The sequence below is a fragment of the Enterobacter cloacae complex sp. 385G4 genome, assembly GCF_057320665.1.
This window is the reverse complement of record NZ_JBXWDD010000014.1, coordinates 1-23909: the sequence shown is the minus strand read 5'-3', so window position 1 is coordinate 23909 and position 23909 is coordinate 1. Positions and strand designations below refer to the sequence as shown.

The 23909-nt window shown below is 60.0% G+C and carries 26 protein-coding genes; 17 read left to right on the top strand and 9 right to left on the bottom strand.

All coding sequences use genetic code 11. From position 1 onward, the window contains the following. The first annotated feature begins 2 nt into the window (after window positions 1–2). Genes AC2FAJ_RS21815 through acpT form a run of 14 tightly spaced genes read left to right on the top strand, consistent with a single transcriptional unit; the run spans window position 3 to window position 12326 of the window. Window positions 3–254: an acyl carrier protein gene (locus AC2FAJ_RS21815; protein WP_024908875.1), complete on the top strand. Its 252-nt coding sequence runs from the start codon at window positions 3–5 to the stop codon at window positions 252–254. Between the two features lie 6 nt (window positions 255–260). Next, window positions 261–848: a COG4648 family protein gene (locus tag AC2FAJ_RS21810; protein WP_045631449.1), complete on the top strand. Its 588-nt coding sequence runs from the start codon at window positions 261–263 to the stop codon at window positions 846–848. Beyond that, on the top strand, window positions 841–2202 hold the full coding sequence (locus AC2FAJ_RS21805) for a class I adenylate-forming enzyme family protein (RefSeq protein ID WP_485454516.1): 1362 nt from the start codon (window positions 841–843) through the stop codon (window positions 2200–2202). Before AC2FAJ_RS21810 ends, AC2FAJ_RS21805 begins: the two co-directional genes overlap by 8 nt. Beyond that, complete coding sequence (locus AC2FAJ_RS21800) at window positions 2189–2542, top strand: ApeI family dehydratase (protein ID WP_041911887.1); 354 nt, start codon at window positions 2189–2191, stop codon at window positions 2540–2542. The genes AC2FAJ_RS21805 and AC2FAJ_RS21800 overlap by 14 nt, the downstream gene beginning before the upstream one ends. Next, entirely contained in the window at window positions 2533–4224 is a 1692-nt protein-coding gene (locus AC2FAJ_RS21795) for a glycosyltransferase family 2 protein (RefSeq protein WP_485454515.1), read from the top strand. The genes AC2FAJ_RS21800 and AC2FAJ_RS21795 overlap by 10 nt, the downstream gene beginning before the upstream one ends. A gap of 3 nt (window positions 4225–4227) precedes the next feature. Further along, a complete protein-coding gene (locus AC2FAJ_RS21790; RefSeq protein WP_028014706.1) occupies window positions 4228–4650 on the top strand; it encodes an acyl-CoA thioesterase in 423 nt (140 codons plus the stop codon). Then, window positions 4647–5252 carry a LolA family protein gene (locus tag AC2FAJ_RS21785; protein ID WP_041911885.1) on the top strand — a complete coding sequence of 202 codons (606 nt, stop codon included), beginning with the start codon at window positions 4647–4649 and terminating at the stop codon, window positions 5250–5252. The genes AC2FAJ_RS21790 and AC2FAJ_RS21785 overlap by 4 nt, the downstream gene beginning before the upstream one ends. Next, window positions 5221–7545, top strand: a complete 2325-nt coding sequence (locus AC2FAJ_RS21780) for an MMPL family transporter (RefSeq protein ID WP_485454514.1) — start codon at window positions 5221–5223, stop codon at window positions 7543–7545. The genes AC2FAJ_RS21785 and AC2FAJ_RS21780 overlap by 32 nt, the downstream gene beginning before the upstream one ends. Continuing rightward, window positions 7542–8120 carry a DUF3261 domain-containing protein gene (locus AC2FAJ_RS21775; protein WP_028014709.1) on the top strand — a complete coding sequence of 193 codons (579 nt, stop codon included), beginning with the start codon at window positions 7542–7544 and terminating at the stop codon, window positions 8118–8120. Before AC2FAJ_RS21780 ends, AC2FAJ_RS21775 begins: the two co-directional genes overlap by 4 nt. Before the next feature lies 1 nt (window position 8121). Continuing rightward, window positions 8122–9291, top strand: a complete 1170-nt coding sequence (locus tag AC2FAJ_RS21770) for a beta-ketoacyl-[acyl-carrier-protein] synthase family protein (RefSeq protein WP_485454513.1) — start codon at window positions 8122–8124, stop codon at window positions 9289–9291. Next, window positions 9288–9761, top strand: a complete 474-nt coding sequence (locus AC2FAJ_RS21765; RefSeq protein WP_041911881.1) for a hotdog family protein — start codon at window positions 9288–9290, stop codon at window positions 9759–9761. The genes AC2FAJ_RS21770 and AC2FAJ_RS21765 overlap by 4 nt, the downstream gene beginning before the upstream one ends. Beyond that, the gene (locus tag AC2FAJ_RS21760) at window positions 9758–10489 is read left to right on the top strand and encodes a 3-ketoacyl-ACP reductase FabG2 (protein ID WP_028014712.1); all 732 of its coding nucleotides are present in this window, start codon (window positions 9758–9760) and stop codon (window positions 10487–10489) included. Before AC2FAJ_RS21765 ends, AC2FAJ_RS21760 begins: the two co-directional genes overlap by 4 nt. After that, window positions 10486–11715, top strand: coding sequence for a beta-ketoacyl-ACP synthase (locus AC2FAJ_RS21755; RefSeq protein ID WP_028014713.1), 1230 nt, complete (start codon window positions 10486–10488; stop codon window positions 11713–11715). Before AC2FAJ_RS21760 ends, AC2FAJ_RS21755 begins: the two co-directional genes overlap by 4 nt. A 2-nt stretch (window positions 11716–11717) precedes the next feature. Then, window positions 11718–12326, top strand: a complete 609-nt coding sequence (gene acpT, locus AC2FAJ_RS21750) for a 4'-phosphopantetheinyl transferase AcpT (protein WP_028014714.1) — start codon at window positions 11718–11720, stop codon at window positions 12324–12326. On the opposite strand, the gene arnF is transcribed toward acpT, so the two are convergent. From arnF to AC2FAJ_RS21710, 8 genes are all read right to left on the bottom strand, one after another. Next, complete coding sequence (gene arnF / locus AC2FAJ_RS21745; protein WP_028014715.1) at window positions 12283–12663, bottom strand: 4-amino-4-deoxy-L-arabinose-phosphoundecaprenol flippase subunit ArnF; 381 nt, start codon at window positions 12661–12663, stop codon at window positions 12283–12285. The two genes, acpT and arnF, sit on opposite strands and share 44 nt — an antisense overlap. Next, window positions 12660–12995 (bottom strand): 4-amino-4-deoxy-L-arabinose-phosphoundecaprenol flippase subunit ArnE, encoded by a 336-nt coding sequence (arnE, locus tag AC2FAJ_RS21740; RefSeq protein WP_041911880.1) that lies wholly within the window; start codon window positions 12993–12995, stop codon window positions 12660–12662. Before arnE ends, arnF begins: the two co-directional genes overlap by 4 nt. Beyond that, entirely contained in the window at window positions 12995–14650 is a 1656-nt protein-coding gene (gene arnT, locus AC2FAJ_RS21735) for a lipid IV(A) 4-amino-4-deoxy-L-arabinosyltransferase (protein ID WP_485454512.1), read from the bottom strand. The genes arnE and arnT overlap by 1 nt, the downstream gene beginning before the upstream one ends. Continuing rightward, entirely contained in the window at window positions 14647–15549 is a 903-nt protein-coding gene (gene arnD, locus AC2FAJ_RS21730) for a 4-deoxy-4-formamido-L-arabinose-phosphoundecaprenol deformylase (RefSeq protein ID WP_047362592.1), read from the bottom strand. The genes arnT and arnD overlap by 4 nt, the downstream gene beginning before the upstream one ends. Then, the gene (arnA, locus tag AC2FAJ_RS21725; protein WP_041911877.1) at window positions 15546–17528 is read right to left on the bottom strand and encodes a bifunctional UDP-4-amino-4-deoxy-L-arabinose formyltransferase/UDP-glucuronic acid oxidase ArnA; all 1983 of its coding nucleotides are present in this window, start codon (window positions 17526–17528) and stop codon (window positions 15546–15548) included. Before arnA ends, arnD begins: the two co-directional genes overlap by 4 nt. Next, entirely contained in the window at window positions 17525–18508 is a 984-nt protein-coding gene (arnC, locus tag AC2FAJ_RS21720) for an undecaprenyl-phosphate 4-deoxy-4-formamido-L-arabinose transferase (protein WP_041911876.1), read from the bottom strand. Before arnC ends, arnA begins: the two co-directional genes overlap by 4 nt. A 1-nt stretch (window position 18509) precedes the next feature. After that, window positions 18510–19649 (bottom strand): UDP-4-amino-4-deoxy-L-arabinose aminotransferase, encoded by a 1140-nt coding sequence (gene arnB, locus AC2FAJ_RS21715; protein WP_041911875.1) that lies wholly within the window; start codon window positions 19647–19649, stop codon window positions 18510–18512. Between the two features lie 323 nt (window positions 19650–19972). After that, window positions 19973–20479, bottom strand: a complete 507-nt coding sequence (locus tag AC2FAJ_RS21710; protein WP_028014722.1) for a phenolic acid decarboxylase — start codon at window positions 20477–20479, stop codon at window positions 19973–19975. A 99-nt stretch (window positions 20480–20578) separates the two neighbouring features. Here AC2FAJ_RS21710 and AC2FAJ_RS21705 point away from each other — a divergent pair, with 99 nt between their 5' ends. Next, entirely contained in the window at window positions 20579–21460 is an 882-nt protein-coding gene (locus AC2FAJ_RS21705; RefSeq protein WP_045631436.1) for a LysR family transcriptional regulator, read from the top strand. A gap of 32 nt (window positions 21461–21492) precedes the next feature. After that, window positions 21493–22287: an SDR family NAD(P)-dependent oxidoreductase gene (locus tag AC2FAJ_RS21700; protein ID WP_485454522.1), complete on the top strand. Its 795-nt coding sequence runs from the start codon at window positions 21493–21495 to the stop codon at window positions 22285–22287. Window positions 22288–22292: 5 nt separating this feature from the next. On the opposite strand, the gene AC2FAJ_RS21695 is transcribed toward AC2FAJ_RS21700, so the two are convergent. Continuing rightward, a complete protein-coding gene (locus AC2FAJ_RS21695) occupies window positions 22293–22820 on the bottom strand; it encodes an NlpC/P60 family protein (protein WP_041911872.1) in 528 nt (175 codons plus the stop codon). Window positions 22821–23060: 240 nt separating this feature from the next. Here AC2FAJ_RS21695 and AC2FAJ_RS21690 point away from each other — a divergent pair, with 240 nt between their 5' ends. Then, window positions 23061–23723: an HAD family hydrolase gene (locus tag AC2FAJ_RS21690; protein ID WP_028014726.1), complete on the top strand. Its 663-nt coding sequence runs from the start codon at window positions 23061–23063 to the stop codon at window positions 23721–23723. The last annotated feature ends 186 nt before the right edge of the window (window positions 23724–23909 follow it).

Here is a 23909-nt window from a genome sequence, read left to right as displayed (position 1 = left end):
CTATGACCGAACAAGAAACCATTTATCAGGAAGTCTGCGGCCTTCTGACCAAACTCTTTGAAATCGACCCGCAGGACATTACGCCCGAAGCCCGTCTTTACGAAGACCTGGAGCTGGACAGCATTGACGCGGTGGACATGATTGTCCATCTGCAGAAGAAAACCGGTAAGAAAATCAAGCCGGAAACCTTCAAATCGGTTCGTACCGTTCAGGATGTGGTAGACGCCGTCGAACAGCTGCTGCGCGAAGAGTAAGACACCGTGCGTGGTGGACGGACGCTCCCGGTCATCCCACTTCTGACGGGGCTGATGCTGCTGGCGTGGCCCTTCCTGATTGGATTTGGGCTGACGCATAACAGCCTGCCGTGGCTGCTGCCGGTGATGGCGCTGCTGTTGCTGCTGCGGCTGCGTCAGGCGCGGCGTAACACCGGCCCGATGCGGTATGTGGTGCAGTGCGTGGCGCTGGCGGGGATTGCGCTCTGCGCGGCAAGCTATCTGCTGAAAACCCACCAGTGGCTGCTGTTTTACCCTGTGGTCGTTAATCTTGTAATGCTGGCCGTCTTCGGCGGTTCGCTCTGGACAGCGATGCCGCTGGTCGAACGCCTGGCGCGCCTGCGAGAGCCCAATTTGCCGCCGGAGGGCGTGCGCTATACCCGCAGGGTGACCCTCGTCTGGTGCGGATTTTTCATCGGCAACGGGGCGATGGCGCTGTATACCGTCCTGCACGGCGACATGCACCTGTGGACGCTGTGGAACGGTATGGTGGCTTACATCCTGATGGGGACGCTGATGGCGGCAGAGTGGCTGGTGCGCCAGCGGGTGATAAAAAAAGAGATGCACAATGAATAACCCCCTTCCGCTGGGCCAGTGGTTAAACGCGCCCCGCCCTGACGACACGCCCGTCGCCTGGCTCGACGATCGTACCTGGACGCTGGGCCAGCTGCGCCACGACGTGACGTTACTGGTCGACACCCTGCGTCAGCAGGAAGGCGAGCGCTGGGCGCTGTGCTTTGAAAACAGCTATCTGTTTATCGTTGCGCTGCTGGCCTCGCTGCATGCCGGTAAAACGCCGGTCATTCCCGGCCATAGCCGCGTTTCGCTGCTTGAGGAGCAGCAGCCGCTGTTTAGCGGCGTCCTGAGCGATCGGTCCCTCGATATTGACGGGCAGCTGATTGTGGTAGCCTCCCGCCACCAGACGATCGCCCGCTGGGTACCCCTGCCGGAGATTAACGAAAACCGCTTCGTCGAGCTGTTCACCTCCGGCTCCACGGGAACGCCGCGCCGGGTGGTTAAGCACATCGTCAGCCTGGATCGCGAAGCCCGCCTGCTGGCTGACCGCTTCGGCGAACGTCTGGCTGGCTGTAGCGTTGTGGCCTCCGTCGTCCCGCAACATCTCTATGGCCTGACATTTCGCATCGTACTGCCGATGGCGATGGGCCTGCCGCTGCATGCCGCGATGCTCTACTACGCTGAGCAGCTGGCCGCCCTTCCTCATGACCGGCATTACCTGTTCATCAGCAGCCCGGCGTTCCTGAAGCGCCTGGATACCGAACTGGCCGCGCCGCCCGTCAGGATGCTGATTTCCGCGGGCGGAATGCTGCCCTGGCGTGACGTCTCCACCACGGTTGGCTGGCTTAACATCTGGCCGGACGAAATTTATGGCAGCACCGAAACCGGGATCCTCGCCTGGCGCCATCGCGTGGAAGATAACCTGCCGTGGCTACCCTTCCCCGGCGTAAACTTCCATCAGGAAGATGACGCCTGCCGCGTCACTTCGCCGCTTATCCATGAGGCTGAAGGACTCCAGCTGGACGATATCCTCCACTTCGACAGTGAGGGGCTGTTTAGCATCGCCGGTCGTCGCGGGCGGGTGGTCAAAATTGAAGAAAAGCGCATCTCGCTTAACGAGATCGAGCGTCGCCTGCTGGAGCTCGACGGCGTTTGCGAGGCGGCTGCGCTGCCGGTTACGCGCGGGGGCCGTCAGGGGATTGGCGTCCTGCTGGTGCTGGATGAGGTGGTTCGTCAGCGCTGGCATCTGCAGGATAAAAAAGCGCAGGAGTTCGCCTGGCGACGCGCCCTGCTGCCGTGGCTTGAGCCGGTCGCCGTTCCGCGCTACTGGCGCATTGTCGATGAGTTGCCGGTAAACAGTATGAACAAGCGTGTCTATGCGCAGTTAGAGGAGTTATTTCATGAAAATTCATGAAATCGAGCGCCATCAGGCACAGCCGGAGAAGCTGGAGATCGTGTTGCATCTCGACGCCTCTCTGTTCTGGTTTCAGGGCCATTTTGCCGTACAGCCGCTGCTGCCCGGCGTTGCGCAGCTCGACTGGGTGATGCACTACGCAACGACCTTAATGGCACCGGGCTACCGCTTTCACAGCATTCAAAACGTGAAGTTCCAGGCGCCTCTGCTGCCGGAAACCACGGTGACGCTGGTGCTTGAGTGGCATGCCGGGCGCAAACTGCTGACCTTCAGCTACCTGCGTCATGACGGGGCTGAACGCCATACCGCCAGCAGCGGGAAAATTCGTCTATGTCAGTAACCTTCCGCCCCTGCGTGCTGATCCCGTGCTACAACCACGGCACAACGATGGCCAGCGTGCTGTCGCGCCTCTCGCCGTTTGGCCTGCCGTGCCTGGTGGTGGATGACGGCAGCGAAGCCGCCACCCGCCAGGAGCTTGAGCGGCTGGCGGCGGAGCTGCCGCAGATGACGCTGGTCCGTCTGGCGCAAAACGCCGGCAAAGGTGCCGCGGTCATCAGGGGGCTGGAGGAGTGCGCGCGTGCGGGCTATACCCACGCCCTGCAGGTGGACGCGGACGGCCAGCACGCCATCGAAGATATTCCCAAAATGCTGGCGCTGGCGGAGCACCACCCGGACGCGCTGATTTCCGGCCAGCCCGTTTACGATGATTCCATCCCGCGCTCGCGGCTCTACGGGCGCTGGGTCACCCACATCTGGGTATGGATTGAGACCTTATCCCTGCAGCTTAAAGACAGTATGTGCGGCTTTCGGGTCTACCCGGTCTCGCCCACGCTGCGGCTCGCCGCGCGTGAAACGCTCGGTAAACGGATGGACTTTGACACCGAAGTAATGGTCCGTCTCTACTGGCAGGGCAACACCAGCGTCTTTCTGCCCACCCGCGTGACCTATCCGCAGGACGGGTTGTCCCACTTCGACGCGTTGAAAGATAACGTGCGGATCTCCCTGATGCATACCCGGCTGTTCTTCGGCATGCTTCCGCGCATTCCCGGCCTGCTCTTCCGTCGACGCGGCCAACACTGGGCGCAGCAGGACGAGGTTAAAGGCCTGTGGGGCATGCGCCTGATGCTACGCGTCTGGCAGCTGCTGGGGCGGCGGGCGTTTACCGTGCTGCTGTGGCCGGTGATCGGCGTCTACTGGCTTATCGCGCGTCCGGCGCGGCAGGCTTCGCGGCAGTGGATTGCACGCGTGAAGCAGGTGCTGATGCAGCGGAACATGCCTGTGCCAGCACGTCTCAACAGCTTTTTCCATTTCATGCGCTTCGGCAACGCGATGCTGGACAAAGTCGCCAGCTGGCGCGGCGAGCTGAAGTTTAAGCGCGACGTGGTCTTTGCTCCCGGCGCGAGCGAAACGCTGAATATCGCGGCGCCGCAGGGCAAGCTGCTGCTGGCCTCGCATCTTGGCGACGTAGAAGCCTGCCGGGCGCTGGCCCAGCTGGACGGCAGCAAAACCATCAACGCCCTGGTCTTCAGCGAGAACGCCCGGCGTTTTAAGCAAATTATGAGCGAAATGGCGCCCCAGGCCGGCGTGAATTTGATGTCGGTCACCGACATCGGCCCGGACACCGCCATTGCCATCAAAGAGAAGCTTGAGCGCGGAGAATGGGTCGCGATCGTGGGTGACCGCATCGCCGTCAACCCGCAGCGTGGCGGCGAGTGGCGGGTGATCTGGAGCCCGTTCATGGGCCAGCCCGCACCGTTCCCTCAGGGGCCGTTTATCCTGGCCTCCATCCTGCGCTGTCCGGTGGTGTTGATTTTCGCCCTGCGCCAGCAGGGGAAGCTCGTCCTGCATAGCGAGCCGTTTGCCGACCCGCTGATCCTGCCGCGCGGGGAACGCCAGCAGGCGCTGCAGGCTACCGTCGATCGCTACGCGCAGCGGCTGGAGCATTACGCCCTGATGTCGCCGCTCGACTGGTTTAATTTTTTCGATTTCTGGCATCTGCCAGAGTCCCGAGAGAAGGAGTAAAGGGTGCTGACCGATCCCCGCTTTACGACTGAAGTTGAGATCACCGTTCCGTTCCACGACGTCGATATGATGGGCGTGGTCTGGCACGGCAACTATTTCCGCTACTTTGAGATCGCCCGCGAGGCGCTGCTCAATCAGTTTGACTATGGCTATCGCCAGATGAAAGCCTCCGGCTACGTCTGGCCCGTTGTCGACACGCGGGTGAAATACCGCGATGCGGTGACCTTTGAGCAGCGCATTCGCGTCCGCGCGCAGATTGAAGAGTATGAAAACCGCCTGCGCATTGCCTATCAAATTTTCGATGCGCAAACCGGCAAACGCACCACCACCGGCTACACCATCCAGGTGGCGGTGGAAGAAGCCACCCGCGAAATGTGCTTTGTCAGTCCGGCAGTACTGTTTGAACGTATGGGAGTCACGCCATGAAATGGTTGCCTTTGCTGGCGCTGCTCGTCAGCCCGCTGGTCAGCGCCGTGACGCTGGATGAACTGCAGCAGCGCTTCACCGAGCAGCCTGTGGTGCGCGCGCACTTCGAACAGGTCCGCACGATAAAAGATATGCCGCAGCCGCTGCGCTCGCAGGGCGAGATGCTGATCGCCCGCGACAGCGGCCTGCTGTGGGATCAAAAAGCGCCGTTTCCGATGACGCTGCTGCTGGACGACAAGCGGATGGTTCAGACGATCAACGGCCAGCCGCCGCAGACCATCACCGCCGACAATAATCCGCAGATGTTTCAGTTCAACCACCTGCTGCGGGCCCTGTTCCAGGCCGACCGCAAGGTGCTGGAAGAGAACTTCCGCATCGATTTTAAAGACCTGGGCGCGGGCCGCTGGTCGCTGGTGCTTACCCCAAAAACGACGCCGCTGGACAAGATTTTCGCCACCCTCGATCTGGGCGGCGCGACCTATCTTGAGACGATCCGCCTGAACGACAGGCAGGGCGACCGTACCGATATCGCCCTTTCAAACCACCAATTGACGCCCGCCAGCCTGACCGATGACGAACGCCAACGCTTTGCCGCACCGTAAATCCCTGCGCCCGGCGCTGCTGTGGGCCACGGTATGTCTGGTTATGCTGGGCGTGCTGCTGTCGCTGCTGCCCGGCGCGCGGCTGAACAGCAGCGTGCTGGCCATGCTGCCGAAGCAGACGCTGGGGGCGATCCCTCCGGCGCTCAACGACGGGTTTATGCAGCGTCTCGACCGCCAGCTGGTCTGGCTGGTCAGCCCCGGCAAAGAACCCGATCCGCGCGTGGCGCAGCAGTGGCTTGAACTGCTGCACAGCAGCGACGCGCTCCGCGAGGTCAAAGGCCCGATGGACGCCGCCGGGCAAAAGGCCTGGGGAGAGTTCTTCTGGCAGCACCGCAACGGGCTGATTGATCCGGCCACCCGTGCCCGCCTGCAAAACGGCGGAAAAGCGCAGGCGCAGTGGATTTTATCCCAGCTCTACTCCGCCTTCTCCGGCGTCAGCGGTAAAGAGCTGCAAAACGATCCGCTGATGCTGATGCGCGGCTCGCAGCTCGCCCTGGCGCAAAACGGCCAGAAGCTGCGGCTGATGGACGGCTGGCTGGTCACGCAAGATGAAGCGGGAAACTACTGGTATCTGCTGCACGGCGAACTGGCGGGCTCATCATTTGATATGCAGCAGACCCACCGGCTCGTGACGACGCTTAACGCACTGCAACAGACGCTGAAAGCGCGTTACCCGCAGGCGCAGCTGCTTTCGCGCGGGACGGTGTTCTACAGCGATTATGCCAGCCAGCAGGCTAAACGCGACGTCTCAACGCTGGGCATCGCCACCCTGCTTGGGGTGTTCCTGCTGATCGTGGCGGTGTTCCGCTCTCTGCGCCCGCTGCTGCTGAGCGTGCTCTCCATTGCCATCGGCGCGCTGGCGGGGACGGTGGTGACGCTGCTGCTCTTTGGCGAGCTGCACCTGATGACGCTGGTGATGAGCATTAGCATCATCGGAATTTCGGCAGACTACACGCTTTACTACCTGACCGAACGGATGGTGCACGGCGCTGAGCTCTCTCCCTGGCAAAGCCTGGCCAAAGTGCGCAATGCGCTGCTGCTGGCGCTGCTGACGACCGTCGCTGCCTACCTGATTATGATGCTGGCCCCCTTCCCCGGGATCCGCCAGATGGCGGTATTTGCCGCGACGGGGCTGAGCGCCTCCTGCCTGACGGTGATTTTCTGGCATCCGTGGCTGTGCCGGGGTTTGCCGGTGCGCCCGGTTCCCTTTATGGTCCTGATGTTGCGCTGGCTGGCCGCCTGGCGACGCAGTAAAAAACTGTCCGTTGGTCTGCCCGTCGCGCTGGCGCTGCTCTCCGCCGTGGGAATGAGCACCCTGAAGGTGGACGACGACATCGCCCAGCTGCAGGCGCTGCCGAAAGATATTCTGGCGCAGGAGAAAACCATTACCGCCCTGACCGGCCAAAGCGTCGATCAGAAATGGTTTGTGGTGCACGGCGCTTCTCCCCAGCAAACGCTGGAGCGGCTGGAAGCCTTTACTCCCGCGCTGGCCGAGGCGCAAAAGGCGGGGGATCTCACCCGCTGGCGTACCCTGCCGCTGAACTCGCTGGCCCGCCAGAAAAGCGACCTTGCGCTACTGCGGAACGCCGCGCCTGCGGTGACGAACGTGCTGAAAAGCGCAGGGCTCAACGCCGTTTCCCCCAATCTGGACGCCATGCCGGTCAGCGTGGACGCGTGGCTTGAAAGTCCGGCCAGCGAGGGCTGGCGCCTGCTCTGGCTGACCCTGCCCGATGGGGAAAGCAGCGTGCTCGTGCCGGTGGACGGCGCAAAAAACAGCGCGGCGCTCGGTGAGCTGGCCGCGCGCCATGACGGCGTCGTCTGGGTGGACCGCAAGGCCAGCTTTGACAGCCTGTTTGCCCTCTACCGCACGCTGCTGACGGGGCTACTGTTTGCGGCGCTGGCGGTGATTGCCTGCGGGGCGATACTGCGCCTCGGCTGGCGCAAAGGGCTGATAAGCCTGGTGCCGTCCGCACTGTCGCTGAGCTGCGGGCTGGCCGCGCTGGCCGCAACGGGCCACCCGGTAAATCTGTTTTCACTGCTGGCGCTGGTACTGGTGCTCGGCATTGGCATTAACTACACGCTGTTCTTCAGCAACCCGCGCGGTACGCCGCTGACTTCGATGCTGGCGATTACCCTGGCCATGATGACCACCCTGCTGACACTGGGCATGCTCGTCTTCAGCGCCACCCAGGCCATCAGCAGCTTTGGTATTGTGCTGGTGAGCGGTATTTTCACCGCCTTCCTGCTGGCACCGCTGGCGATGCCGGATAAGAAAGAGAGAAAACGTAAATGAACGCTGTTTATCGCGCTGTCGCGCTGGCCGCGGCGCTGCTGCTGGCAGGCTGCAGCCATTCAACCGATACCAAAGAGACGCGGCCTCAGGCCTGGCTTCAGCCTGGCACCAAAGTCACTCTGCCGCCGCCCGGCATCAGCCCGGCGGTAAGCTCCCAGCAGCTGCTGACCGGCAGCTTTAACGGGCAAACGCAGTCCCTGCTGGTGATGCTCAACGCGGATGCGCATAAGGTCACGCTGGCCGGCCTCTCTTCCGTGGGCATTCGCCTGTTCCTGGCAACGTACGACGAGAGCGGTATTCATACCGAGCAGTCGATCGTCGTGCCGCAGCTGCCGCCCGCCAGCCAGGTGCTGGCCGACGTGATGCTCAGCCACTGGCCGATTAGCGCCTGGCAGCCGCAGTTGCCGAAGGGCTGGACGTTAACGGACAATGGCGATCGGCGCGAGCTGCGTAACGCCAGCGGCAAGCTGGTAACGGAGATTGTCTACCTCCAGCGCAAAGGCAAGCGCGAGCCGATCAGCATCGAGCAACACGTATTCAAATACCACATCACCATTCAATATCTGGGTGACTGAGATGATTTATATATCCGCTGTTGGCATGGTCAACGCGCTGGGCAACTCACCTGATGAAATTGCCGCCAACCTGGCTGCGGGCGTGGCGCCGGGCATGCACGCCCGGACCGGCTGGCTGCAGGGAATGCCCGAAGCGGTACTGGGCGGGGTGGAAGGCGAACTGCCGCTCATCCCGGATACCTTCTCTGCACACCGCACCCGCAACAACCAGCTGCTGCTGGCCGCGCTGGCGCAGATTCAGCCCGCCGTTGACGAGGCCATCGCCCGCGTTGGTCGAGACCGCGTGGCCGTGGTGCTGGGAACCAGCACCTCCGGGCTGGATGAAGGCGATGAGCACGTGCGTCTCATGACCGACGGCGAGACCAGCACGCGCTGGCAGTATCCGCAGCAGGAGCTGGGCGATCCGTCCCGCTTTCTCGCCAACTGGCTGCAGCTTGAAGGCCCGGCTTATACGATCTCCACCGCCTGCTCCTCCAGCGCGCGGGCGATGATCGGCGGCAAACGCCTGATCGAAGCCGGGCTGGTAGATATCGCCATTGTCGGCGGAGCAGACACCCTGAGCCGGATGCCCGTAAACGGCTTTAACAGTCTTGAATCCTTCTCCCCCACGCTCTGCGAGCCGTTTGGCCGGGACCGCCGGGGGATCACCATCGGTGAAGCGGCGGCGCTGATGGTATTAAGCCGGGAACCCGCGGACGTGGCGCTGCTCGGCACGGGCGAATCCAGCGATGCGTACCATATTTCCGCCCCGCATCCGCAGGGCGACGGGGCGATAAGGGCTATCACTCAGGCGCTCAGCGAAGCGGGCATGCAGCCGGACGACATCGGCTACATCAACCTGCACGGCACGGCCACGCCGCTCAACGATCAGATTGAATCACAGGTGGTTCACAATCTCTTCGGGGAAAGCGTGCCGTGCAGTTCAACCAAACACCTTACCGGCCACACGCTGGGCGCTGCCGGCATTACCGAAGCGGCTTTGAGCTGGCTTATCCTGACGCGCGATCTGCCCTTGCCGCCGCAGGATTTTTCCCGCTACGCTCCGGACGAGACGCTGGCGCCGTGCGGCCTGCTGCACCAGAGCACCGCCCTGAAAAAGCCGGTGATTTTGTCTAACTCGTTCGCGTTTGGCGGCAATAACGCCAGCATTCTGCTGGGGAGAACGTCATGAGCTATCTATCACCCGAAGCCTATTTGCCGCACGATGCGCCCATGATGCTGCTGGGGTCCGTTGAAAATGTGACGGATGACATGGCGGTCTGCCGCGTGGCAGTTGACAGGCAAAGCGTGCTGGCGCCGTTTCTCAATGCCAATGGCGACCTGCCGGGCTGGTACGCGCTCGAGCTAATGGCGCAGACCGTTGGCGTCTGGTCGGGCTGGCATCGTCAGCAGCAGGGGCAGGAACATATCGCGCTGGGCATGGTGCTCGGCGCGCGCGAGCTGGTCTGCGCCAGCGGGCGTTTCGCCAAAGGCTTAACGCTGGACATTACCGTTAAGCTGCTGATGCAGGACGAACGCTTCGGCAGTTTTGAATGCACGATTTGCGCAGGTGAAGAGACGCTGGCCACGGGCCGGGTCAATACCTTCCAGCCGACTGCAGAAGAATTAACATCGCTTTTTAATCAGGGATCCCAAGCATGAGTCGTTCCGTACTGGTCACAGGGGCCAGCAAAGGCATTGGTCGCGCCATCGCCCGCCAGCTTGCCGCTGACGGGTTCACCGTCGGCGTGCATTACCATCGTGATGCCGCAGGCGCGCAGGAGACGCTGGACGCCATCACGCAGGCGGGCGGCAGCGGCCGTTTACTCTCGTTTGACGTAGGCAACCGCGAGCAGTGCCGTGAAGTGCTTGAGCAGGAAATTGATGCACATGGCGCATGGTATGGCGTGGTCAGCAACGCCGGAATTACCCGCGACGGTGCCTTTCCGGCACTGAGTGAAGACGACTGGGACAGCGTGATCCACACCAATCTCGACAGTTTTTATAACGTCATACACCCCTGTATTATGCCCATGATCGGCACCCGTCAGGGCGGGCGCATTATTACCTTATCCTCCGTCTCCGGCGTGATGGGCAACCGCGGCCAGGTGAACTACAGTGCGGCCAAAGCGGGCATTATCGGCGCCACCAAAGCGCTGGCGATCGAACTGGCAAAACGAAAAATCACCGTGAACTGCATTGCGCCAGGGCTGATAGATACCGGCATGATTGAGATGGAGGAGGCCGCGCTGAAGGAAGCGATGTCCATCATCCCAATGAAACGTATGGGCCAGGCTGAGGAGGTCGCCGGACTGGCAAGCTATCTGATGTCGGATATCGCGGGCTACGTCACCCGCCAGGTCATTTCGATTAACGGAGGAATGCTATGACGCGTCGCGTGGTGATTACGGGCATGGGCGGCGTCACCGCCTTTGGCGAGAACTGGCAGTCCGTTTCCAGCCGGCTGCTGGCGTATGAAAACGCCGTGCGTAAAATGCCGGAATGGCAGGTTTATGATGGCCTGCACACCCTGCTGGGCGCGCCGATCGACGATTTTGCGCTGCCGGAACACTATACCCGCAAGCGTATTCGCGCCATGGGCCGTGTGTCGCTGATGTCTACCCGCGCCACAGAGCTGGCGCTGGAGCAGGCGGGGCTGATTGGCGAAGCGGTGCTCACCAACGGGCAAACCGGCATCGCCTACGGTTCTTCGACAGGCAGCACCGGCCCGGTCAGCGAATTCGCGACCATGCTTACCGAAAAGCACACCAATAACATCACCGGGACAACCTACGTCCAGATGATGCCGCACACCACCGCGGTGAATACCGGCCTGTTCTTTGGACTACGTGGCCGCGTGATCCCAACGTCGAGCGCCTGTACCTCCGGCAGCCAGGCGATTGGCTACGCCTGGGAGGCAATTCGCCACGGGTATCAGACCGTGATGGTCGCGGGGGGCGCGGAAGAGCTTTGTCCGTCTGAAGCGGCAGTGTTTGACACGCTGTTTGCCACCAGCCAGCGCAACGACGAACCCAAAACCACCCCCTCGCCGTTCGATACGCAGCGCGATGGTCTGGTGATTGGGGAAGGCGCAGGCACCCTGATTCTGGAGGAGCTTGAGCACGCCAGAGCGCGCGGGGCCACCATCTACGGTGAGATCGTGGGCTTTGCCACCAACTGTGACGCGGCCCATATCACCCAGCCGCAGCGTGACACCATGCAGATATGCATGGAGCAGTCGCTGGCGATGGCGGGGTTAAGCGCCCGGGATATGGGGTATATCTCCGCGCACGGTACCGCCACCGACCGCGGCGATATCGCCGAAAGCCAGGCCACGGCCGCCATCTACGGTGACAGCGTGCCGGTTTCCTCGCTGAAGAGCTATTTTGGCCACACGCTGGGGGCCTGCGGCGCCCTGGAAGCGTGGATGAGCCTGCAGATGATGCGCGAAGGCTGGTTTGCCCCGACGCTCAATTTAACGCAGCCGGATGAGCAATGCGGGGCTTTAGATTATATTATGGGAGAAGCCCGTCAGATTGACTGCGAGTATCTGCAGAGCAATAACTTCGCGTTTGGCGGCATCAATACCTCGATTATCATTAAACGCTGGGCGTAACTATGTACCGGTTTGTACTGGGAAAAATTTCCACCCTTTGCGCGGACCCGCTGGCGTCAACGCTTGCAGATAAGGCACCTCAGGGTGCACGACAGGCCTCCTGGCTGGCTGGCCGGACGCTGCTCGCCAGAACATTATCCCCTCACCCGCTCCCCGACATCATTTACGGCGAGCAGGGGAAGCCGGCTTTTGCGAAGGGGGACCCGCTGTGGTTCAACCTGAGCCATAGCGGTGATGATATCGCCCTGCTGATGAGCGATGAAGGCGAAGTGGGCTGCGATATCGAAGTGATTCGCCCCCGCAAGAACTGGCAGGCGCTGGCCAACGCCGTTTTCAGCCTGACAGAGCATGACGAGCTGGAGCGTGAAGCGCCCGAGGAACAGCTTTCTGCCTTCTGGCGTATCTGGACGCGCAAAGAAGCGATTGTGAAACAGCGCGGCGGCAGCGCCTGGCAGATTGTCAGCATCGACAGCACGGCGCAGTCGCACTCGGTCAGCCAGCTGCAGCTCGGTTCTCTGAGCCTTGCCGTCTGTACCTCGACCCCTTATACCCTGACCACCGAGTCGATTATTCACGTCGGGGCAGGAAAATCACCAGTACACCCAGCATAATCAACGCGACGCCCAGCAGCCCATGCCAGGAGAAGTGCTCCCCCCAGCCGGGCAGCAGGATTGCCGCGCCCCACACCAGGATATAGCTGAGGCTCAGCAAGGCATACGCTTTGCTGAGCGCCATGCGATGCAGCGCCAGATACCAGCAGCCCATGGAGGCAACGTATCCCGTTAACCCCAGCAGCAGCGCGCCCGTGCCGGACGAAACGTGCCACAGCGCGGAGATAAACGTCAGAAAATCGCTGACCGGCGGCAGAGCCTGCATGGCATCGCGCAGCAACAGCTGTGCGGCGCTGACTAACAGTACGCTGCATAACGCCCAGAACGCGCCTTTCACAGGCTTCCTCCCAGCACGATAATCCCCATGATAATGAACCCGACCCCCAGCCAGTGGTGCACAGCAACGTGCTCGCGCCAGAAGACCTTCGCCGCCAGCGTCACCCAGACAAAATTGAGGCTCAGCATAGGGTAAGCTACACCGACTGGCAGGCGCTGCAGCACCACCAGCCAGACCAGCATTCCGCAGCCCAGCGCCAGCATCGCCAGGCCAAGCCACCGCATGATGTGCGCGCCACGCCGTCCGCCTTTCGCCGGACGGGTAGCCTGTTTCTGGCACAGCTGTCCCGCGCAGCTCAGCAGGCTTGCCAGTATGAGCCAGGTCCAGGTCATCACTTCGGCAGATACTCCAGCAGGGCCAGACGCCCCTGGATATAGAGATTGTCCGGCTGCGGTAAATTCGCCTCTGCAATATCGTCACGTTTAGACATCAGCATCACCAGCGACACGCTTCCCTGCTTACGATGCGTTGCCAGCCACTGCGCGAAGTCGTCTTCACTGACAAAGCGATCTTTCGCATCGGGATAATCCAGCCCGTAGCGCAGTTCGCCGCTCTGAGCAAACAGCGTAATGTCACTGCGCTTCAGCTCCCACGCCAGGCCCGCGGCCACGCCCACGTTATTGGTCAGCACAAAGCGGCTGCCCTGAAGCGGCTCGCGTACGGTGTCTACCAGCGACTGCGGCTGTTTGGAATCCACCACCTGGTTAGGGATGGCAAAACCAATCAGCAGCGCCAGCCCCGCAGGACACAGCGCCGCCAGCCACCAGCGCCGCTGGCTCTGCCGCAGCGTAAACCAGCCTACCGCGCCCCAGATGAGGAACGCCACCACCGCGCAGAAGACTTTATACAGTTCGACCGATGTCCAGACCGGATGCTTAGCCAGCCCCCACGGCGAGACCGCCAGCGCCGCCACCACGCCGATAGCGCCAAACGCCAGGTTAATGCCGCCGTTAATGCGCAACGCTCTGGCCCCTTTTTCCGCCGCGAGGCAGGCATAGCGCGCCATCAGGATAGCCAGCGGGGCAAAACAGGGCAGGATATAGGTCGGCAGCTTGCCTTTAGCGATGCTGAAAAACAGCAGCGGCATCACCACCCACCCCAGCAGGTAGAACCCGCCGCCCACGTTTTGTCTGTCATTCCAGCCAAGACGCAGCGCGCCTGGCAGCAGCGCCAGCCACGGCAGGCTGCCCGCGAGCAGGAACGGCAGGTAATACCAGAACGGAGCTTTATGCTGCGCGTCGCTCTGGGCAAAACGCTGAATATGCTCAACCCAGAAGAAGTAGCGCCAGAAATCAGGCTCGCGGTGCGCAATGGCCAGCCCCCACGGCAGAACAATCAGCACGCAGCTCAGGACCGCGAGCCAGCCAAAAATCAGCACCTCTTTCCAGCGCTTTTGGGCAATCACCCACGGCAGCACGCCGATCACCGGTACCGCCAGCGCCAGGAAGCCTTTGGTCATCACCCCCATCCCGCAGGCCAGCCCAAGCAGCACATAGCCGCCCGCTTTTCCGGCCACGGTGCGCGCCTGTGAGGCGAGCCAGAAGCTGCACATCGCCGCCACCAGCCACAGGGTGACGATGGGGTCCAGCACCGCATAGGTGCCTATACCATACACCAGGAACAGGGTCAGGAAGATCAGGCCGGAGAAAATGGCCGTACGCTTATCCCGCCAGAGACGCCAGGCCATCCAGATCACCAGCAGCGCCGCGAGCCCGGTGGAGAAGATCGACCCGGCGCGTACGGCAAAGTTCGTGTGCCCGAACAGCCATTGTCCGATAGTGTTGATCCAGTAGCCGGCAATCGGCTTTTCAAAGTAGCGCAGCCCGAGGAAATGCGGGACAACCCAGTCACCCGATGCCAGCATTTCGCGGCTGATTTCCGCATAGCGCGTTTCATCAGGCTGCCAAAGCAGGCGAATATCGACCGGAATGAAGTAATAAACGATAAACAGTGCGAAAAGCGCTACGCCATAACGGGCTGTTTTCATGGGACCGGACTCACGATTTGTTGATAGCCAAGCCAGCCTTCCCGGCCAGCCAGTTCACTACGGACCACTTTGCCCACGGGCAGGCTGCTGAGGTCGTCCGGCAGCAGCTCGCTCAACGGGCAGAATTCTATGCCCTCCTGAGCGGCCATCGTCAGCAGCGCATCGAAATCATGCTGATACGCAATCCCTTCCACTTCGGCATGGATGGTATACACCGGCGTACCGGCGTCACGATGGATGCGGTCCAGAATGTAGCGATTAAATGCTTCCGCCTTCACCTCGCGCCCCACCACCTCATCCCACGTGGGAAGCGTGACCGGAATTTGCACCGTACCGTAGCGATTTTCGCCCAACAGCGGCAAAAACGGCCCGGTTCCACGACAGTCGCTATTGTAGCGAAACGCGAAATGCTCTTTGGCTTTGACCACCCGCTGGTCGGCACGCCATCCCGCCACGGCGGAACAGCGCACGGGCTGACCGATGATGGCCTCAAGCTCCAGCATTCCACGCTCGACCTCACGGGACAGGCGCGGGATATCCCAGACGCCCGCCCACGCCTGCCAGGCGTGATGATCCCAGGCATGCAGGCCGACCTCGTGTTGCTGCGCCGCCGCGCGGATAACCGCTTCATTACCCGCGCCGATGCGTCTGCCGGGCCAGGCGGTGCCGGCCAGCAAAATATCCCAGCCGTAGAGGGATGCCGCGCGCGAGCGCAGCATTTTGAACAGAAATGCCGGTTTAACCAGACGCCATAAATGGCGTCCCATGTTGTCAGGCCCCACGCTGAAGAAAATGCTGGCACGCACGCCGTGCCTGCTCAGCAGTTCCAGCAGTCTGGGCACGCCGTCACGCGTTCCCCTGAAGGTGTCGACATCAATGCGTAAACCGACTTTTTTCATGAGGCCTGTTCCGACAGCTCCACGGTGCGCAGGAAGAAGTCGAGCGTCTCATCTATGGTCTGCTCCATCTTCACCGTCGGCGTCCAGTTCAGGCAGCGCTTCGCGTTGCGGATGCTTGGCTTACGGTGCTCGACGTCCTGGTAGCCCTTACCGTAGTAGCTGCTGCTTTCCACTTCGCGGAAACCGGCAAACGGCGGGAAGCGATCGCGCAGCGGGTGGCGCTCAAAGCTTGCCAGCAGCATCTCTGCCAGCTCGCGAATGCTCGCCTCGTTTTCCGGGTTACCGATGTTAATGATCTCACCGTTGCAGCGGTTATCTTTGTTCTCAATGATGCGGAACAGGGCTTCGATACCGTCGCTGATGTCCGTAAAGCAGCGTTTCTGACTCCCACCTTCAATCAGCTTGATAGGCGAGCCTTCGACCAGGTTCAGGATCAGCTGAGTGATCGCGCGGGAGCTGCCGATTCGCGCCGCGTTCAGGTTATCCAGACGCGGGCCCATCCAGTTAAACGGACGGAACAGGGTAAAGCGCAGACCCTCTTTCTCGCCGTAGGCCCAAATCACGCGGTCCAGCAGCTGCTTGGAGACAGAGTAGATCCAGCGCTGCTTGTTGATCGGCCCGACCACCAGGCTGGAGGCATCCTCATCGAAGTTTTTGTCGGTACACATGCCGTACACTTCAGAGGTGGACGGGAAGATGATGCGCTTGTCGTATTTCACGCAGTCGCGGATGATCTTCAGGTTCTCTTCAAAGTCCAGCTCGAACACGCGCAGCGGGTTACGGGTGTACTCGATTGGCGTGGCGATAGCGACCAGCGGCAGCACCACGTCGCATTTTTTAATGTGATATTCGATCCACTCGGAGTGAATGCTGATATCCCCTTCCACAAAGTGGAAGCGCGGGTTGTTGAGGAAACGGCTGATGGCGTCAGAGCCAATATCCAGACCGTAAATCTCGTAGTTATCGTCTTTGAGCAGACGTTCGGTCAGGTGGTTCCCGATAAAGCCGTTCACGCCGAGGATCAGCACGCGCGTGCGGCGCTTGATGGCAACCACCGGCGCGCTGGTGATCAGCGCCCCGGCCACCAGACCCAGAGACTGCGCCAGCTGCGTGCCCTGAACGTACAGGCCGTTGTCGGTCTGCCCGGTGACGATCTCCAGCGCCTGCTCGCCGCAGCTCACAATCAGCGGGGAGACGGAGACGACGGTACCCGGCTTAGCGGCCGGGATATCGTCACGCACGCGGGATTTCCAGACGATAAATTTGCTTACGCCCGCAAAGCTGTACGCGCCCGGCCACGGGTCGGTCACGGCGCGCACCAGGTTGTGCAGCTGGCGGGCGGGTTTATTCCAGTCCAGGCGACCATCTTCCGGCGCGCGGCGGCCAAAGCAGCTGGCCTTGCTTTCGTCCTGCTCGGTCTCGCTGAAGGTGCCGTTGAGGATGGCTGGCAGCGCGTCACGCAGCAGGCTTTGCGCCGCGGTGCAGAGTTTATGATGCAGCTCAAGCGCGGTTTCATCCGCGTCGATTGCCACGCGCTGCTGGGCGACGATGGCCCCGGCATCCGCGCGGCGCACCATGCGGTGCAGCGTCACGCCCGTTTCCGTTTCGCCGTTGACCAGCACCCAGTTCAGCGGCGCGCGGCCACGGTAGGCGGGCAGCAGAGAGCCGTGAAGGTTAAAGGCCCCTTTAGCGGCTAAACCTAAGATCTCGTCGCAGATCAGGTTGCGATAGTAGAACGAGAAGATGACATCAGGTGCGAGCGCGCGGATGCGATCCACCCACAGCGGGTGGTTGACGTCGTCCGGGGCATAAACCGGAATACCGCGCTCGGCGGCGATACGCGCCACGGAGCCGAAGAAGTGATTCTCTCCCGCCGCGTCCGGATGGGTAAAGATTGCAGCAATGTCATAGCCCGCTTCCAGCAGGGCCAGCGTGCCCGCGCACCCCATATCGTGATAGGCAAATACAACGGCTTTCATGGGTGGTTTTCCTCTTGAGATGCTTTGTGTTCCTGACGGACAACACGTTGAATAAAGTAGCGCGGACGTGCGCGAACATCGTTATAGATACGGCCTATGTATTCACCGAGCAGGCCCATTCCGACGAACTGGGCGCCGATGAACATAAACAGCACGGCAAAAAGCATGAAGACCCCTTCCGCCGCCCACTGCGGGCCAAAGACCAGCCTCAGCACCACCAGCAGGACGGACAGCGTAAAGCCGGCCAGGGCGATGATGCTGCCGAACACGCTCAGCAGGCGCAGCGGCGTGGTGGTCAGGCAGGTGACGAGGTCGTACATCAGGTTGATGAGACGCATAAAGCTGTACTTCGATTCCCCGTGCTCGCGCTCGGCGTGCAGGACCGGAATTTCCGTTGCCTTGCGGGCAAAGGTGTTGGCGAGGATCGGAATAAAGGTGCTGCGCTCATGGCAGTGCAGCATGGCGTCGACAATATGGCGGCGGTAGGCGCGCAGCATGCAGCCGTAATCGCCCATTGCTTTACCGGTGGTGCGCTGAATAAGACGATTGATGGTGCGTGAGGCCAGCTTGCGGAACAGGCTGTCCTGACGGTTCTGACGCACCGTGCCGACCACGTCATAGCCTTCATCGGCTTTCGCCACCAGGCGCGGGATCTCCTCCGGCGGGTTTTGCAGATCCGCGTCCAGGGTGATAATCAGATCGCCCGTAACGTGGCTGAACCCGGCCATAATGGCGGAGTGCTGGCCATAGTTACGGTTGAGCAGCACGGCGACAATATGGCTGCCTTCGGCCTGGGCGGCTTCGGTCAGCATCAGCGCGGAATCATCACTGCTGCCGTCGTCCACCAGCAGAATTTCATAGGCTTTGCCCAGCGTATCGCAGGCGGCCGTGGTGCGGCGGATCAGCTCGGGCAGGCTCTCCTGCTCGTTATAAACTGGGATGACCACAGAAACTTTTTGTACAGGCGGTGCGCTGAACATATCAATGTCCTGCAAGCTGATGGAGCGCGGTAATGACGCGGGTTGTGTCGTCATGAGTCATGTCCGGGAAAAGAGGGAGAGAACAAATACGCGCGCTGTTCCATTCCGAATTCGGAAGCGATACATCAGGAAAACGCTCGCGGTAGTATTTTTGGGTGTGTGCCGCGCGGAAATGAAGGCCGGTGCCGATGCCTTGCACCTTCAGCGCCGCCATCAGGTTGTCGCGTGAGATCCCGCAGCGCGCTTCATCAACGCGAATAATAAACAGGTGCCAGGCGTGAACGTGCGGCCATGACGGAATGCTCAGCGGCTGGAACGGCGTATCGGCAAGCTCGCGCAGGTAGCGTTGCGCGATTGCCTCGCGGCGTAGGTTGGCCTCTTTCAGCTTGCCCAGCTGTACCAGCGCCAGCGCGGCGTTGATATCTGCGAGGTTGTACTTAAAGCCCGGGGAGATCACTTCGGCCTGCGGCGCGCGGCCGTGCGTCTGGCGGTCATAGGCATCCACCCCCAGGCCGTGGAATTTCAGGCTGCGGATCCGCGCGGCAAGCCGGGCGTTATCCGTGACGACTAAACCACCTTCCGCGCAGGTCATGTTTTTGATGGCGTGGAAGGAAAAAATCGCCGTGCCTTTCCAGCCCACGTGACGGTTCTTGTAGTACGTTCCGGCGGCATGGGCCGCGTCTTCAATCACCGTAATACCGTGACGCTCACCGACGGCATGAATGGCGTCGATATCACACGGCGCGCCGGCGTAATGCACGGGAATAATCGCTTTGGTACGCGGGGTAATGGCGGCTTCAACCGCTTCCGGTGTCACCATCAATGTCTCTTTGTCCACATCGATCATGACCGGCGTGGCGCCCAGCAGCACGATCATATTCAGCGTGGAGACCCAGGTTTGGGAGGGGGTAATGACCTCATCGCCCGGACCAATATCCAGCGCCATCAGCGTAACGTGCATGCCCGCCGTCGCCGAGCAGACGGCAATCGCGTGCTGGTTCCCCGTCAGCTGACAAAATGCCGCTTCAAGTTCCTGATTTTTAGGCCCGGTGGTGATCCAGCCGGAGGTTAAAACCTCCTGCAACGCCGCTAATTCCTCACTACCCATCGACGGGCGGGAAAAAGGCAAAAAATCACTCATCATTAATTTCCTTGCAATAAGAATGGCACGCGCTTGATATTAACCAATTACTTTTTCGTTTATTTCAACGAACCATAAACTCATATCAAGGTATCGTTCATTTCTTAGGGAAAAATTAAGATGCGTAATTAAGATGTAACTAAATCAATATTAATTCATTTATAAACAATAGCTTATGTAATTATGAATTATTTATTTCGTGATCAAACTCAATTTTTACAAAATGTTATTTTAAACCAAGCATCAACAAACAAAAAAAATCCCGGTTATTTCTGTAAAAGCAGAAATAACCGGGAACTTTTCTTTTTAGTTAATTGTCGCGCTTATTTTAAGTTATCGGGAAAGTTTTTCGGTAACTCGCTGGCCGCGCAGGCAATCACGCTTTCGTTGTTCGCACCGCAGTCGCGTACAAAGGTGATGGTGGCAAATTCGTCAATCACTTCTGTTGGATATGCAGGCCCCGCATCGCGATAGCTGTTCATCAGCGGAATATGGTCGTTCTGGAAGCAGACGGTTTTTTCCGGGTTGTTCATGACCCAACGCGGGAAGAAGATGGTGCCGTGGAACAGTTTGTCGCCCAGGTTCACAATCAGGCTAACGTCCGTACCGGTTGGCTCGGTCCAGGAGATTTTATAGATGCTCTCCCCTACCCGCACGATGTAAGCCTGCTGATCTTTAACCCAACGGTTCGCCACCAGACCGCTGTGAATACGGTAGTCGAGAGTAGTCTCGTTTTTGACGTAAATTTCGTAATTCCAGCCGTTGTCATAGGTATAAACCAGATGTTTGCCAACGAAGCCGCTTAAGTCGTGTTTATCGAATGTGTTCATAAGATGTCTCCTTCGTTTTGATGAGACGATCTTAAGCCTTCAAAAAATGAATTAATAACGCTATGTTTTAATCAAATTCATTCAAATTTTAGATAAATTATGCACAAGACGACGCTGGAACAGTGGGCTTTACTGGAAAAAGTGGTGGATGCGGGCAGCTTTGCCAAAGCTGCGGAAGAAACCCACCGCAGTCAGTCCTCGGTGAGCTATAACCTGTCGCTGCTGCAGGAGCGGCTGGGCGTGGCGCTGCTGGCGCCGGAGGGGCGCAGGGCGGTGTTGACCCCGGCCGGAGAATTGCTTCTCGGCCAGGTGAAACCGCTGCTGAAAGCGTTTTCGTATGTCGAGACGCGCGCGGCGACCCTTCGTAACGGGATGCGCACGCGGCTGGACCTGGTGGTGGACTCGATTTTCCCACGCCGCCGCCTGTTCGCCATTCTGCGTCAGTTCCAGCAGCAGTATCCGCAAACTCAGATCCGCCTCACGGAGGTGCTGGAAAATACCCGCGCCGATGCCATGAACAACGAGGCCGATGTGATGGTTTTAACCCGCCGCCAGGACATTACCGGGCTCGGCGAATGGCTGATGAATATTGACTTTGTCGCCGTGGCGCATCATCAGCATCCCCTCTTTAGCCTCGACGCGCCGCTGAATGATGAGATGCTGCGCCCGTGGCCGCTAATCCAGATTGCGGACAGCCAGAACGCCGCGCGGGCTGCCGGCGAGTCGTGGACGTTCTCGACCATCGACGCTGCCATAGAGGCGGTCGTCTCGCAGGTCGGCTACGGCTGGCTGCCAGAGGAACGCATTCAGCCCCAGCTGGAGCAAGGCGTACTGAAACTCCTCCCGCTGAGCCACGGCGTTCGTCGGGCCACACCGCTGCATCTGATCGTGAAGCGCACCCTCGCCCCGCTGGATGAGCAGGTCGAAACCCTGCTGCGCCTTTTTAGCCAGGAGCCGTCATCATCACCTGCTACGCTTTAAGGTCCGAACGTTAAAACGATAAGGAGCTGATGATGAAAATCGACTTTGCGGGGAAAGTGGCCCTGGTCACCGCCTCAACCGGCGGGATCGGGTTTGCCATTGCCAGAGGCCTGGCAGAAAGCGGCGCGGAAGTGATCGTTAATGGCCGCAGCACCGACTCGGTGAACAAAGGTATTCAGCAGCTGCAGCAGGTTGTGCCTGGCGTGCAGGTGCGTGCCGCCATTGCCGATCTCAGCACCGCGGAAGGGGTTGAATCGCTGCTGAAGGTTGCGAGCGACGTCGATATTCTGGTGAACAACGCCGGGATTTACGGCCCGCAGGATTTCTATGGCACCGACGATGAAACCTGGGAGCGCTACTGGCAGACCAACGTGATGTCCGGCGTGCGCCTATCCCGCGACCTGCTGCCGGGCATGGTGAAAAAAGGCTGGGGCCGCGTGGTATTTATCTCCTCCGAGTCAGCCTGCAATATCCCGGCAGACATGATCCACTACGGGGTGACCAAAACGGCACAGCTTTCGCTGGCGCGCGGGCTGGCGAAGTTCGTGGCGGGAAGCGGCGTGACGGTGAACAGCGTGCTGCCGGGCCCGACGATGTCTGACGGTTTCGCTGAAATGATGAAAGATGAGATCGAGAAAACCGGTAAATCGCTGGAGCAGCTGGCGAAAGAATTTGTCATGACCAACCGCCCCAGCTCGGTTATCCAGCGCGCCGCCACCGTTGAAGAGGTGGCTAATATGGTGATTTATGTCTGTTCGACGCAGGCCTCCGCCACCTCAGGCGCGGCATTGCGCGTCGATGGTGGCGTGGTGGATGACATTATTTAATGTCGTCAGGCGGCGCTGCCGGCGATACGACGGGCGGTAATGTAACGATCCTGCCAGTAGTCATCAGTCAGGGTTGAGACCGTTACGCCCTGGCTGCTGGAGGCATGAATAAACTGGCTGTTACCGATATACACGCCAACGTGTCTGCGGTTCGGTCCCGTCTGGAAGAAGACCAAATCTCCCGCCTTCAGACGGTATTGCGCTACCTGTACACCGCGATGGATCTGCTCACTCGTCGTGCGCGGCAGATAAAGATGCGCCGCATCGCTGAACAGATGCTGCATAAGCGCGGAGCAATCCACTCCGCGGTGCGTGGTGCCGCCCCACTGATAGTGAGTCCCTTTCCATTTCTGGTATTGATCCAGTATCCGGGAGCGGAGTGGGCCTGTCTCCTGGTGAAGCAGGGCCGACTTCACCGGCGATTCCGCAAATGTGCTATCGGCGGAGATCATCGATGCGGGCAACTGAAAACTCAGTGCGGAAAACGAAGCAAAACTTAACGTGAGGATTGAAATAAGCGATCTGAATGTCATATCTAAACAGGAGCTAAGAGTGAATTTTTCCTTACCTGTGGAGGCCAACGTTCCCCCGAAATATCTTTCGATGTGGCGATAATATAGACCGCTCACTTTTTCACCAATCATTATTGAGGCCAAAATTGGACTCACTTTCAGATCGCAAGATTGAGAAAAAAAAGGGTGGTGATGTAAGGACTGTTCAGATAAAGCAGGTAAACTGATCGACAGAATGTGTAATTCAGCTAAGACGTATTTATGACCAATATGATTGCCGACGAGACGGTGGCGAAATCCAGCGTGCTCTCTGTCTTTGACTTTGACGGGACGCTCACGCACCACGACAGCTTTATCCCTTTCCTGCGTTTTGCCTTTGGGAAACGCTACTTTGCGGGTCGTCTGGTGCGCATGGCGCTGCCCACGCTCCACTGCGTGCGCCGCAAGCTGACGCGTGATGAGCTGAAGGAAGTGCTGATTAAAACGTTCCTGACAGGCGTGGACGAACACTGGCTACGCCAGCAGGCGGAAGCCTTTTGCGAAAAATACTGGAACAAGCTGATGCGCCCCGAAGGGGTTCTGGCGGTGGCGGCTGAGGTGAATTCCGGCGCGGAAGTGACGATCTGCTCTGCGTCGCCGGCGCTGGTGCTCCAGCCGTGGGCGGACAGGCTCGGCATTAAGCTGATTGGCACGCAGCTGGAAGTGAAGGACGGCAAGCTGACGGGACGCATTACGGGCAATAACTGCCGCTGCGCCCAGAAAGTGGCGAGGCTGGAGAAGGTGTATGGCGATCTGAACGACTATCATCTGCGAGCCTGGGGCGACACCCGCGGCGACCACGAACTGCTGGCCGCGGCGCAGGATCCTCACTGGCGGCACTTCCATCACCCACGCAAGCGCCGGAATTCACCGATTAAGGGTTAGGTGCGGTCTGTTGCCCTCACCCCAGCCCTCTCCCACAGGGCTGAGGGATCCCCACAAAATAATACCAGCACGGACGACCCCCTCTCCCTTGAGGGTGTACGGTCCGGGGACATAGTGAACACTTGTTCGGGGACATGGTAGACACTTACAACTGAGGCATAAGAACCCGTTTATGGAGTCGCTTAT

What these genes read in the sequence shown, in the direction of transcription:
- AC2FAJ_RS21815 (WP_024908875.1), top strand. Translation starts at nt 3, where the DNA reads ATGACCGAACAAGAAACCATTTATCAGGAAGTCTGCGGCCTTCTGACC.
- AC2FAJ_RS21805 (WP_485454516.1), top strand. Translation starts at nt 841, where the DNA reads ATGAATAACCCCCTTCCGCTGGGCCAGTGGTTAAACGCGCCCCGCCCT.
- AC2FAJ_RS21800 (WP_041911887.1), top strand. Translation starts at nt 2,189, where the DNA reads ATGAAAATTCATGAAATCGAGCGCCATCAGGCACAGCCGGAGAAGCTG.
- AC2FAJ_RS21795 (WP_485454515.1), top strand. Translation starts at nt 2,533, where the DNA reads ATGTCAGTAACCTTCCGCCCCTGCGTGCTGATCCCGTGCTACAACCAC.
- AC2FAJ_RS21785 (WP_041911885.1), top strand. Translation starts at nt 4,647, where the DNA reads ATGAAATGGTTGCCTTTGCTGGCGCTGCTCGTCAGCCCGCTGGTCAGC.
- AC2FAJ_RS21780 (WP_485454514.1), top strand. Translation starts at nt 5,221, where the DNA reads ATGACGAACGCCAACGCTTTGCCGCACCGTAAATCCCTGCGCCCGGCG.
- AC2FAJ_RS21775 (WP_028014709.1), top strand. Translation starts at nt 7,542, where the DNA reads ATGAACGCTGTTTATCGCGCTGTCGCGCTGGCCGCGGCGCTGCTGCTG.
- AC2FAJ_RS21770 (WP_485454513.1), top strand. Translation starts at nt 8,122, where the DNA reads ATGATTTATATATCCGCTGTTGGCATGGTCAACGCGCTGGGCAACTCA.
- AC2FAJ_RS21765 (WP_041911881.1), top strand. Translation starts at nt 9,288, where the DNA reads ATGAGCTATCTATCACCCGAAGCCTATTTGCCGCACGATGCGCCCATG.
- AC2FAJ_RS21760 (WP_028014712.1), top strand. Translation starts at nt 9,758, where the DNA reads ATGAGTCGTTCCGTACTGGTCACAGGGGCCAGCAAAGGCATTGGTCGC.
- AC2FAJ_RS21755 (WP_028014713.1), top strand. Translation starts at nt 10,486, where the DNA reads ATGACGCGTCGCGTGGTGATTACGGGCATGGGCGGCGTCACCGCCTTT.
- acpT (WP_028014714.1), top strand. Translation starts at nt 11,718, where the DNA reads ATGTACCGGTTTGTACTGGGAAAAATTTCCACCCTTTGCGCGGACCCG.
- arnE (WP_041911880.1), bottom strand. Translation starts at nt 12,995, where the DNA reads ATGACCTGGACCTGGCTCATACTGGCAAGCCTGCTGAGCTGCGCGGGA.
- arnT (WP_485454512.1), bottom strand. Translation starts at nt 14,650, where the DNA reads ATGAAAACAGCCCGTTATGGCGTAGCGCTTTTCGCACTGTTTATCGTT.
- arnD (WP_047362592.1), bottom strand. Translation starts at nt 15,549, where the DNA reads ATGAAAAAAGTCGGTTTACGCATTGATGTCGACACCTTCAGGGGAACG.
- arnA (WP_041911877.1), bottom strand. Translation starts at nt 17,528, where the DNA reads ATGAAAGCCGTTGTATTTGCCTATCACGATATGGGGTGCGCGGGCACG.
- arnC (WP_041911876.1), bottom strand. Translation starts at nt 18,508, where the DNA reads ATGTTCAGCGCACCGCCTGTACAAAAAGTTTCTGTGGTCATCCCAGTT.
- arnB (WP_041911875.1), bottom strand. Translation starts at nt 19,649, where the DNA reads ATGAGTGATTTTTTGCCTTTTTCCCGCCCGTCGATGGGTAGTGAGGAA.
- AC2FAJ_RS21710 (WP_028014722.1), bottom strand. Translation starts at nt 20,479, where the DNA reads ATGAACACATTCGATAAACACGACTTAAGCGGCTTCGTTGGCAAACAT.
- AC2FAJ_RS21705 (WP_045631436.1), top strand. Translation starts at nt 20,579, where the DNA reads ATGCACAAGACGACGCTGGAACAGTGGGCTTTACTGGAAAAAGTGGTG.
- AC2FAJ_RS21700 (WP_485454522.1), top strand. Translation starts at nt 21,493, where the DNA reads ATGAAAATCGACTTTGCGGGGAAAGTGGCCCTGGTCACCGCCTCAACC.
- AC2FAJ_RS21695 (WP_041911872.1), bottom strand. Translation starts at nt 22,820, where the DNA reads ATGACATTCAGATCGCTTATTTCAATCCTCACGTTAAGTTTTGCTTCG.
- AC2FAJ_RS21690 (WP_028014726.1), top strand. Translation starts at nt 23,061, where the DNA reads ATGACCAATATGATTGCCGACGAGACGGTGGCGAAATCCAGCGTGCTC.